This is a genomic window from Kitasatospora sp. NPDC096140 (assembly GCF_040303045.1).
In the GTDB taxonomy this organism is placed as follows: Bacteria; Actinomycetota; Actinomycetes; order Streptomycetales; family Streptomycetaceae; genus Kitasatospora.
In genome coordinates this window covers 1-11,260 of sequence record NZ_JBEOUW010000034.1, presented here as the reverse complement: position 1 = coordinate 11,260, position 11,260 = coordinate 1, and the positions used below count along the sequence as shown (strand labels likewise).

The following is an 11,260-nucleotide window of genomic DNA, read 5'->3' as shown; positions in this document are numbered from 1 at the left end:
CGTGCCGAGATTGTCGCAGTGACCCTTGTCACGCCCCGGCGGCACCGGGCATGGTCAGCGGGTCGGCTGTGGCGGAAAACCGACCCCACGGCGGAATCCGTCGCAGTGACCGGAACGCAACCGTGGAATCCCTTGTCCGGACGTGTCCGGACTGCCAGGATCGCGCAACCCCGATGATCGACAGGACGGACTCCCGCCCCCCGCAGACCCCCACCGCGGAGGCGGCTCTCCGTCGCTCAGTCGTACCACCGGCACTTGGAGGAACCAGATGGACCTGACCGACTTCGGCGCGGGCGCGCAGTACATCGCGGGCCGCCCGACCCGGGGGAGCGGCGAGCCCTTCCAGGTCGTCAACCCCGCCGACGGCAGCGTGGTCGAGCAGGTCGCGCTGGCCGGCACCGACGACGTGGACGCGGCCGTCGCCGCCGCGAAGGCCGCGCTGCCCGGCTGGTCCTCCGCCACCCCCGGCGCGCGCTCCGAGGCGCTCACCCGGCTGGCCGCCGTGCTGACCGACGCCTGCGGCGACCTCGCCCGGGTGGAGACCGCGCAGACCGGCAAGCCGGTCAAGCTGGCCACCGAGTTCGACGTCCCCGGCACCATCGACAACGCCGCGTTCTTCGCCGGTGCCGCCCGCAACCTGGAGGGCAAGGCGGCCGGCGAGTACTCCGGCGACCACACCTCGTACGTGCGGCGCGAGGCGATCGGCGTGGTCGGCTCGATCTCGCCGTGGAACTACCCGCTGCAGATGGCCGCCTGGAAGATCCTCCCGGCGATCGCCGCGGGCAACACCATCGTGCTCAAGCCGGCCGAGCTGACCCCGCTGACCTCGCTGATGTTCGCCGGGGCCTGCACGGCGGCGGGCATCCCGGACGGCGTGGTCAACGTGGTCACCGGCGCCGGGCGCACCGCCGGCGAGCACCTGGTCGGGCACCCGGACGTCGCGATGGTCTCCTTCACCGGCTCCACCGGGGTCGGCAAGCGGGTCGCCGAGCTCGCCACCGCGAGCGTCAAGCGCACCCACCTGGAGCTCGGCGGCAAGGCCCCGTTCGTGGTCTTCGACGACGCCGACCTGGACGCCGCCGTGCACGGCGCCGTCGCCGCCTCGCTGATCAACGGCGGCCAGGACTGCACCGCCGCCACCCGCGCGTACGTCCAGCGCCCGCTGTACGACGCCTTCGTGGCCGGGGTGGCCGAGCTGTTCGCGGCGATCCGGATCGGCGACCCGCTGAACCCGCGGACCGACCTCGGCCCGCTGGTCTCGTACGCCCACCGGGACCGGGTGGCCGGGTTCGTGGAGCGCGCCCGCGGCTACGCCACCGTGGTCACCGGCGGCCGCGTGCCCGAGAAGGGCCACGACGGCAGCGACCTCACCCGGGGCGCGTACTACCCGCCCACCCTGATCACCGGCGCGGCCCAGGACAGCGAGGTCGTCCAGGGCGAGATCTTCGGCCCGGTGCTGGTCGTGCTGCCCTTCGACGGCGACGACGAGGGCCTGCGGCTGGCCAACGACACCCCCTACGGCCTGGCCGCCTCCGCCTGGACGAGCAACGTGCACCGCTCGCTGCGCGCCACCCGGGAGATCGCGGCCGGGTGCGTCTGGGTCAACGACCACATCCCGATCATCAGCGAGATGCCGCACGGCGGCTACAAGGCGTCCGGCTACGGCAAGGACATGTCCCAGTACTCGCTGGACGAGTACACGCAGGTCAAGCACGTCATGTTCGACACCACCGCGGTGGCCCGCAAGGACTGGCACCGCACCGTCTTCGGAGACAGATAACCCCCGGACAAGGGCGCTTCCCCCCACGCCCCTCTCTCCCCCAGGAGGCCCGTTCCATGGCGTTCAACGAGCTCACCGACGGTCTGCCCGAACCGGTCCGCAGGGCCTGGGAGCGCAGCCTGACCAGCGGCCGGGCCGCACTCGGCCGCCGCACCCTGCTGCGTGCCGCCGCCCTCACCGCCGGAGCCGGCACCCTGGCCGCGTGCGGCATCCCGGCGGCCCCCCGGGCGACCGGTGACTCCACCGCGAACGCCGCCAAGGACCTCTCGGACACGGAGAAGGAGGTCGCCTTCTCCAACTGGCCGCTGTACGTCGACACCGACGAGAACGACAAGGAGAAGCACGGCACCCTGGAGGCCTTCACCCAGGCCACCGGGATCAAGGTCAGGTACAACGAGGACGTCAACGACAACGTCGAGTTCTTCGGCAAGATCAAGCCGCAGCTCGCCTCCGGGCAGGACACCGGCCGCGACCTGATGGTGCTCACCGACTGGATGGCCGCCCGGCTGATCCGGCTCGGCTGGGTGCAGAAGCTCAACCCGGCGAACGTGACCACCGCGATCACCACCGTCGAGTCGCGCTTCCGCGCCCCGGACTGGGATCCGGGCCGGCTCTACTCCTACCCGTGGGCCGGCATCCAGACCGTCGTCGCGTACAACAAGAAGGCGACCAAGGGGAAGGAGGTCACCAGCGTCTCCCAACTGCTGGACGACCCCGAGCTCAAGGGCCGGGTCACCTTCCTCTCCGAGATGCGCGACAGCATCGGGATGGTGCTGCTGGACCAGGGCAAGGACTCCGCGAAGTTCACCGCCGACGACTTCGACGGCGCGATCGCCCGGCTGCAGAAGGCCGTCGACAGCAAGCAGATTCGCCGCTTCACCGGCAACGACTACGGCCAGGAACTCTCCTCCGGCGACATCGCGGCCTGCATCGCCTGGGGCGGCGACCTGATCCAACTGCGCGCCGACAACCCGGACATCGAGTTCGTCATCCCGGAGAAGGGCTTCCTCTCCTCGACCGACAACATGCTGGTTCCGGCCAAGGCGCAGCACAAGGCGAACGCGGAAAAGCTGATCGACTTCTACTATCAGCCGAAGATCGCGGCGCAGCTGGTCGCGGGCATCGGCTTCGTCTCCGCCGTCACCGGGATGCAGGACGAGCTCGCCACCCTCGCCCCGGACTCCGCGGCCAACCCGCTGGTCGTACCCACCCCCGAGATGGCGGCCAAGGCGCACGTGTTCCGCACGCTCACCGAGAGCGAGGAGAGCGACTTCGAGCAGAAGTTCTCCAAGCTCATCGGCGCCTGACCCCCGTCCCGGCAGAGAAACCCAGGAAGACACCACCCATGACAGACCAGCAGCGAGACTCGGCCGCCGGCGGCGACGTCCGGCTCACCGGCATCGGCAAGACCTACGGCGCCTTCACCGCCGTCCACCCGCTCGACCTGACCGTTCCCCAGGGCTCCTTCTTCGCCCTGCTCGGCGCCTCCGGCTGCGGCAAGACCACCACCCTGCGCATGATCGCCGGCCTGGAGGAGCCCACCAGCGGAACCGTGCTGATCGGCGGCCAGGACGTCACCGCCCTGCCCCCGTACAAGCGGCCGGTGAACACCGTCTTCCAGAGCTACGCCCTCTTCCCGCACCTGGACATCTTCGAGAACGTCGCCTTCGGCCTGCGCCGGCGCGGCAAGAAGGACGTCAAGAAGCAGGTCGACGACATGCTGGAGCTGGTCGAGCTCGGCCAGTACGCCCGGCGCAAGCCGCACCAGCTCTCCGGCGGCCAGCAGCAGCGCGTCGCCGTCGCCCGCGCGCTGATCAACCACCCGCAGGTGCTGCTCCTGGACGAGCCGCTCGGCGCGCTCGACCTCAAGCTCCGCCGGCAGATGCAGCTGGAGCTCAAGCGGATCCAGACCGAGGTCGGCATCACCTTCGTGCACGTCACCCACGACCAGGAGGAGGCCATGACCATGGCCGACACCATCGCGGTGATGAACGGCGGCCGGGTCGAGCAGCTGGGCGCGCCCGCCGAGCTGTACGAGAACCCCGCCACCACCTTCGTGGCCAACTTCCTCGGCCAGTCCAACCTGCTGCCCGCCGAGGTCACCGGCAGCGAGGGCGGCGACCTGCTGCTGAGCGCGGCCGGCGCCCGCCTCACCGTGCCCAGGGCGCGCTGCGCCACCGACGCCAAGCGCGTCCACCTCGGCGTGCGCCCGGAGAAGATCACCATCACGCACGCCTCCGAGGAGGTCGCCGACGGCCGCAACAAGCTGGCCGGCACGGTGCTCGACTCCAGCTTCATCGGCGTCTCCACCCAGTACGTGGTGCGCACCGACGGCGGCCAGGAGGTCACCGTCTTCGAGCAGAACATGGAGCGCGACGCCCGGATCGTCCCCGGCGCCGCCGTCCGGCTGCACTGGAACCCGGCGCACTCCTTCGCCCTGGACGCCTCGCAGGCGATCGACGCGGGCACGTCGGAGGAGGCCGCATGACCACCACCACCCCGGCCGCGCCGCCCCAAGTCGTCCCGCTGGTGGCGGAACGCAAGCCCAGGCGCAAGCTCACCCCGTACTGGCTGTTGCTGCCGGGCATCGCCTGGCTGGTCGTCTTCTTCGCCGTCCCGATGGTCTACCAGGGGTCCACCTCGCTGCAGACCGGCTCGCTCGAAGATGGCTTCAAGGTCACCTGGCACCTCTCGACGTACTGGGACGCCCTGGTCGAGTACAAGTGGCACTTCGTCCGCTCGTTCTCGTACGCGGCCGTCGCCACCGTGCTCTGCCTGGCCGTCGGCTACCCGCTCGCGTACACGATCGCCTTCAAGGCGAGCAAGCGCTGGCGCAACGTCATCCTCATCCTGGTCATCGCGCCGTTCTTCACCAGCTTCCTGATCCGCACGCTGGCCTGGAAGACCATCCTGTCCGACGGCGGCCCGGTGGTCGGCGCGCTGAACGCGCTGCACGTCCTGGACCTCACCAACCTGGTCGGCCTCACCTCCGGCGACCGGGTGCTGGCCACGCCGCTCGCGGTGGTCTGCGGCCTCACCTACAACTTCCTGCCGTTCATGATCCTGCCGCTGTACACCTCGCTGGAGCGGATCGACCCGCGCCTGCACGAGGCGGCGGGCGACCTCTACGCCCGGCCGTTCACCACCTTCCGCAAGGTCACCTTCCCGATCTCGCTGCCGGGCGTGGTCGCGGGCACCCTGCTGACCTTCATCCCGGCGTCCGGCGACTACATCAACGCCCAGCTGCTGGGCTCGCCGAGCGAGCAGATGGTCGGCAACGGCATCCAGAAGCAGTTCCTGAACGTGCTCGACTACCCCACGGCCGCCGCGCTGAGCTTCATCCTGATGGCCCTGATCCTGGGCATGGTGACGGTCTACATGCGCAAGGCCGGGACGGAGGAACTGGTCTGATGTCCCGGATTCTGAAGTGGGTCCGCGCCCACCTGGTGGTGCTGGCCGGCCTGCTGGCCCTCGCCTACCTGGTGCTGCCCAACCTGGTCGTGCTCGCCTTCTCGTTCAACAAGCCGGTGGGCAAGTTCAACTACGAGTGGAACGAGTTCTCCACCGACGCCTGGACCAACCCCTGCGGCGTGGCCGACATGTGCCAGTCGCTCTCGCTCAGCCTGCAGATCGCGGTGTTCGCCACCATCGGCGCCACCGTGCTCGGCACCATGGTCGCCTTCGCGCTGGCCCGCTACCGCTTCCGCGGCCGCTCGGCCACCACCGCGATGATCTTCCTGCCGATGGCCATGCCCGAGGTGGTCATGGCCGCCTCGCTCGGGACGCTCTTCCTCAACATGCGCATCCCGTTCGGCTTCACCACCATCCTCATCGCGCACATCATGTTCTGCCTCAGCTTCGTGGTGACGGCGGTCAAGGCGCGCGTGATGAGCATGGACCCGAGGCTCGAACAGGCCGCGCAGGACCTCTACGCCACCCCCGTCCAGACCTTCCTGAGGGTCACCCTGCCGCTGGCGGCGCCCGGCATCGCGGCGGGCGCGCTGCTCAGCTTCGCGCTCTCCTTCGACGACTTCATCATCACCCAGTTCAACTCGGGCCCGACCACGGTCACCTTCCCGATGTTCGTCTGGGGCGCCTCGCAGCGCGGCATCCCGGTGCAGGTGAACGTCATCGGCACCGCGATGTTCCTCGCCGCGGTCGTGCTGACCGTCGCCGGCCAGTGGCTCGGCAACCGGAGGAAGGCCACCGCCTGACGTACGGTCGGTCAGCGGTGGCTCGTACTGTCATCTATCCGTAGAAAGTGGCTGATAATGCATGGACTCCGCCCGCGCACTCAGTGACGCCAGGCCCACCCCCTTCTGGCTGGAGGACCCGGGCCGGCCGGCGGCGCTGCCCGCCCTGGTCGGCGACACCACCTGCGACCTGCTGGTCGTCGGCGGCGGCTACTCCGGCCTGTGGACCGCCCTGATCGCGAAGGAGCGTGACCCCTCCCTGGACGTCGTGCTCGTCGAGGGCAGCGAGGTCGGGTGGGCCGCGTCCGGGCGCAACGGCGGATTCTGCGCGGCCAGCCTCACCCACGGCTTCGGCAACGGCCTGGAACGCTGGCCGTCCGAACTCGCCCAGCTGGAACGCCTCGGTGCCGCCAACCTCGACGGCATCGAGGCCACCCTCAAGCGCTACGGCATCGACGCCGAGTGGGAGCGCACCGGCGAGATCGACGTGGCCACCCAGCCCCACCAGGTCGAGGAACTCCACGAGGTCGCCGAGGCGGTCGCCCGCTACGGCCTCGACATCACCGTCCTGGACGCCGACCAGCTGCGCGCCGAGGTGAACTCGCCGACCTTCCTCGGCGGCCTCTGGGACAAGGAGGGCGTGGCCATGGTCCACCCCGCCAAGCTCGCCTGGGGCCTCAAGGACGCCTGCCTGAGCCAGGGCGTGCGGATCTTCGAGCACACCCGGGCCACCGACCTGCGGGAGCACGGCAGCGGCATGGCCGCCCGCACCCCGTACGGCCGGGTCTTCGCCCGCCGGGTCGCCCTCGGCACCAACGTGTTCCCGTCCCTGCTCAAGCGGGTCCGCCCGTACGTCGTGCCGGTGTACGACTACGCGCTGATGACCGAGCCGCTCACCGACGAGCAGCTCGCCTCGATCGGGTGGCGCGGGCGGCAGGGACTCGGGGACAGCGCCAACAAGTTCCACTACTTCCGGCTCTCCGCCGACAACCGCATCCTCTGGGGCGGCTACGACGCGGTCTACCACTACGGCGGGCACGTCCGGCACGAGTACGACCAGCGGCCGGAGACCTTCCGCACCCTGGCCGGTCACTTCTTCCGCTGCTTCCCGCAGCTGGAGGGGCTGCGCTTCACCAACGCCTGGGGCGGCGCGATCGACACCTGCAGCCGGTTCTCGGCGTTCTTCGACACCGGGTACCGGGGCAAGGTCGCGTACGCGGTCGGCTACACCGGGCTCGGCGTCGGCGCGACCCGCTTCGGCGCCGAGGTGATGCTCGACCTGCTCGCAGGCGAGCGCACCGAGCGCACCTCGCTGGAGATGGTCCGCAGCAAGCCGCTGCCGTTCCCGCCCGAGCCGGTGCGCTGGGCCGGGATCGAGATCACCACCCGGTCGCTGGAGCGGGCCGACCGCAACGGCGGCCACCGCAACCTCTGGCTGCGCACGCTCGACCGGCTGGGGCTGGGCTTCGACAGCTGACCCGGTCCACCCGGCCGGGTGAACGCCCACCACCCGAGTGCTCAGGACCCGTGTAAGAGGGACCCGCCGTCCGCCTCTCCCTGGTGACGGCGGGTCCCGGTCATTCCCGCCGCCCGGACAGTACGAACGGCGAGAAGCGAGAAGCGGGGACAGACATGGAGAACATCGGACTGCACTGGCTCGTACAGGTGGCACCGGACCCGGAGGCCTTCCGGGAGCAGTGGGAACGCACCGGGCTGGGCCTGGTGCTGCTGCCGGCCGGCCGGCGCTGGGACGTCCTCTCCGTCCCCGGACGGCTCGGACGCCGGGCACTGGAGATCCTGGGCACCGTCCTCTGCGGCCCCGTCCTCACCGACTCCGGCGAGGAGCACCTCGGCTTCCTTGTGCCGGTCGGCACCGCCGCCCGCTGGGTCGGCACGGGCGTGCGCAGCGCGGGGGAGGGCACCTGGATCGTCGTCCCGCACCCCGAGCGCAGCAGCCGGAGCGTGCGCTGGCTCGTCCCGCCGGACGGCTCCGGGCGGCTCACCGACCCCGCGCTGCTGGAACTCGGCCTGCACGAGGCCGCGGCGGGACTCGGCGGATGGTGAGCGGGCCGACGGTGGTGCAAGGCGCGACGGTGGCGCACGGCGCGGGCGGTCGCGTCAGACTGGAGGCGTGACCACCGCTCCGCACGCCGTCGACGCGTCCCTCCGACCGGGCCCGGCCCAGCTGCGCCTGGCCGGGCCGGCCGCACCGGTCTGCGACCGGCACGGCCTCGCCCTGGCCGGCGGACACGCGCTGCGCGCCCACGGCGTCGCGGCCTGCGTACAGGACGGGCTCACCCTGGTGACCGGCGGCGCCGACCTGCCCGAGGTGGCCGAAGCGCTCGCCGGGGCGTACCGCGCGGCAGGTGGCGGGGTGGCCGAGCGGCCGGGCACCCTGCGGCTGGAGCAGCTCACCGTCCGGCTGGCACTGGGCGGCCGGACGCACACCGTGGAACTGCGCAAGGAACCGCTCGGCCACCGGTCGGTCCGGCTCGACCTGGGCGCACCCGGGCCGGACGAGCCGCCGGCGGTGCTGCCGGTCGTGGCCCTGGAGGACGCGGCGGCGCTGACCACCGCGCTGCTCGTGGACCGGGGCATGCCGCGCGACCTGGTCGACGTCCACGCGCTGACCCGCTACTACCGGGAGGGCGAACTGCTCGCGCTGGCAGGGGAACTGGACCCGGACTTCCAGCCCGCCGCGCTCGCCGACCGGCTGGAGACGCTCGCCGAGGCGGCGGACGGGCGGTTCCGCGCCCGGGGCGTCCCGGCCAGGGCCGTGGCCGGACTGAAGCGCTGGGCACTGGCATGGGCGCAGGACCTGCGGCTGGACCTGCTGGAGACCCAGGAGGCCGCGGACGGGCTGCACGATCCGTACCTGGAGGACCCGTACCCGGGGGATCCGTCCTCGGAGGACGAGTCCTAGCCGCGTCCCGGAGGAAGCGGCGCGGGGGCGGGGCGCGGTGGCCCCGGCCCACGGCGGCTCCGGGCCTGCGGGCGCCGTGGCCTGCGGGTGCGCTGGCGTGCGGGCACCCTGGTTTGCCGGCACCCTGGCCTGCGGCGATCCCCGGGGCGTGGGCGGAACACGTTCGGAGTAACGGCCGACGACCTGTAAGGCTGAATCCGAGATCCCCGTCAGCCTGTTCGTTGAGCAGGGCCGGGACGGGGACCAGACTGGAAGGCGAGCGCGGTAGCCCCGTGAATCCCGTCGCCCGGCCCACTCGCGGGCGGCGCCAAACCGGACCGGCGGCAGGATGCCGCCCGGGACTTCGGAGGCAGACGGACCTTGAGCAAGCACATCATTCACTGGATCGGCGGCAAGCCGGTCGCCACCGCCGGTGCGGCGCCCCGCCGCGGTGACATCTTCGACCCGGCCACCGGCCAGGTCGCCGGCCAGGTCGACTTCGCCGGGATCGCCGAGGTGGACCAGGCCGTGGCCGCCGCCGCCTCGGCCTTCACCGAGTGGCGCACCGCCTCGGTCGCCAAGCGGTCGACGGTGCTCTTCGCCTTCCGCGAGCTGCTGAACGCCCGCCGCGACGAGCTGGCCTCGATCATCGTGTCGGAGCACGGCAAGGTGCACTCCGACGCCCTGGGCGAGATCGCCCGCGGCCTGGAGGTCGTGGAGTACGCCTGCGGCATCCCGCAGCTCATCAAGGGCGGCTTCACCGAGCAGGCTTCCACCGGCATCGACGTGTACTCGATCCGCCAGCCGCTCGGCCCGGTCGCCGTCATCTCGCCGTTCAACTTCCCGGCGATGGTGCCGATGTGGTTCTTCCCGATCGCCATCGCGGCGGGCAACACCGTCGTGGTGAAGCCCTCGGAGAAGGACCCGTCCGCCGCCAACTTCCTCGCCGGGCTGTGGAAGGAAGCCGGCCTGCCGGACGGCGTCTTCAACGTCGTGCACGGGGACAAGGTGGCCGTCGACCGCCTGCTGGAGCACCCGGACATCAAGTCCGTCAGCTTCGTCGGCTCCACCCCGATCGCCCGCTACGTCTACGAGACCGGTACCCGCTACGGCAAGCGCGTGCAGGCCCTGGGCGGCGCCAAGAACCACATGCTGGTCCTGCCCGACGCCGACCTGGACCTGGCCGCCGACGCCGCCGTCAACGCCGGCTTCGGCGCGGCCGGCGAGCGCTGCATGGCGGTGTCCGTGCTGGTCGCGGTCGACCCGATCGGCGACGAGCTGGTCGAGAAGATCAAGCAGCGGGTCGCCACCCTCAAGGTCGGCCCGGGCTGCAACGGCGACTCCGAGATGGGCCCGCTGGTCACCGGCCAGCACCGCGACAAGGTCACCTCCTACGTGGAGTCCGGTGTCGCCGACGGCGCCGACCTCGCCGTGGACGGCCGCAAGCACCCGGTCACCGCCGAGGACAAGGACGGCACCCCGACCGCCGACGGCTTCTGGCTCGGCCCGACGCTGTTCGACCACGTGAAGCCCGGCATGTCCGTCTACAACGACGAGATCTTCGGCCCGGTCCTCTCGGTCGTGCGCGTCTCCTCCTACGACGAGGGCCTGGCGCTGATCAACGCCAACCCGTACGGCAACGGCACCGCCCTCTTCACCAACGACGGCGGCGCGGCCCGGCGCTTCCAGTTCGAGGTGGAGGTCGGCATGGTCGGCATCAACGTGCCGATCCCGGTGCCCGTCGCCTACTACTCCTTCGGCGGCTGGAAGGCCTCCCTGTTCGGCGACGCCCACGCGTACGGCCCGGACGGCGTGCAGTTCTTCACCCGCGGCAAGGCCGTGACCCAGCGCTGGCTGGACCCGTCGCACGGCGGCATCAACCTCGGCTTCCCCACCAACAGCTGAGCCCGTCCCGCGCGGCGCGCCGGCCGGACCCCTCTCCCCGGGGCCCGGCCGGCGCGCTTTTGCCTGCCGTTTGCATCCGGCCCCAGAAGCGCGTAGAGTTCTTCGAGCTGCTCGGCAGGGAGCACCGGACACGCGTCTGCGCGGACGGTCCCGGGGCGGCCAATCCTCTGAAACACCACTTCCCAGGTTCGGGCTGGGTTGCGTTCGCATTTCTGCGTCGCGGCTCGGTTCTTATTCGGCGTGTTCGTTTTATCGGATTGCGGTCGATTCGCCTTTCGGGGCAGGGATCGGCTAGAGTTTGAAACGTCGGACGGGGCGTCAAACCTCGGAAGACACCGGCGAGTTGGATGAAGGAAGCCCCGGAAACGGAGCGGAAAACATCTGATAAGCTGGAAACACGAAAGAACGAAGCCCGGAGGGTCCGCTGGAAGGCGGTCCGAAGGAAGCGTCCGTTCCTTGAGAACTCAACAGCGTGCCAAA

At 71.0% G+C, this 11,260-nt stretch carries 9 protein-coding genes; all 9 read left to right on the top strand.

Annotated elements, in window-relative coordinates; translation table 11 throughout:
• Positions 1–268: 268 nt before the first annotated feature.
• Positions 269–1,780 carry a gamma-aminobutyraldehyde dehydrogenase gene (locus ABT048_RS29360; protein WP_350524564.1) on the top strand — a complete coding sequence of 504 codons (1,512 nt, stop codon included), beginning with the start codon at positions 269–271 and terminating at the stop codon, positions 1,778–1,780.
• A gap of 56 nt (positions 1,781–1,836) precedes the next feature.
• On the top strand, positions 1,837–3,087 hold the full coding sequence (locus ABT048_RS29355; RefSeq protein ID WP_350524563.1) for a polyamine ABC transporter substrate-binding protein: 1,251 nt from the start codon (positions 1,837–1,839) through the stop codon (positions 3,085–3,087).
• A 38-nt stretch (positions 3,088–3,125) separates the two neighbouring features.
• Positions 3,126–4,268: an ABC transporter ATP-binding protein gene (locus tag ABT048_RS29350; RefSeq protein WP_350524562.1), complete on the top strand. Its 1,143-nt coding sequence runs from the start codon at positions 3,126–3,128 to the stop codon at positions 4,266–4,268.
• A complete protein-coding gene (locus tag ABT048_RS29345; protein ID WP_350524561.1) occupies positions 4,265–5,191 on the top strand; it encodes an ABC transporter permease in 927 nt (308 codons plus the stop codon). The genes ABT048_RS29350 and ABT048_RS29345 overlap by 4 nt, the downstream gene beginning before the upstream one ends.
• Positions 5,191–5,994, top strand: a complete 804-nt coding sequence (locus ABT048_RS29340; protein ID WP_350524560.1) for an ABC transporter permease — start codon at positions 5,191–5,193, stop codon at positions 5,992–5,994. The genes ABT048_RS29345 and ABT048_RS29340 overlap by 1 nt, the downstream gene beginning before the upstream one ends.
• Positions 5,995–6,055: 61 nt before the next feature.
• Complete coding sequence (locus ABT048_RS29335) at positions 6,056–7,450, top strand: NAD(P)/FAD-dependent oxidoreductase (protein WP_350524559.1); 1,395 nt, start codon at positions 6,056–6,058, stop codon at positions 7,448–7,450.
• Positions 7,451–7,605: 155 nt separating this feature from the next.
• On the top strand, positions 7,606–8,037 hold the full coding sequence (locus ABT048_RS29330; RefSeq protein WP_350524558.1) for a bifunctional DNA primase/polymerase: 432 nt from the start codon (positions 7,606–7,608) through the stop codon (positions 8,035–8,037).
• Between the two features lie 67 nt (positions 8,038–8,104).
• The gene (locus ABT048_RS29325) at positions 8,105–8,896 is read left to right on the top strand and encodes a hypothetical protein (RefSeq protein ID WP_350524557.1); all 792 of its coding nucleotides are present in this window, start codon (positions 8,105–8,107) and stop codon (positions 8,894–8,896) included.
• Between the two features lie 360 nt (positions 8,897–9,256).
• Positions 9,257–10,780 (top strand): CoA-acylating methylmalonate-semialdehyde dehydrogenase, encoded by a 1,524-nt coding sequence (locus ABT048_RS29320; RefSeq protein WP_350524556.1) that lies wholly within the window; start codon positions 9,257–9,259, stop codon positions 10,778–10,780.
• Positions 10,781–11,260 lie beyond the last annotated feature (480 nt).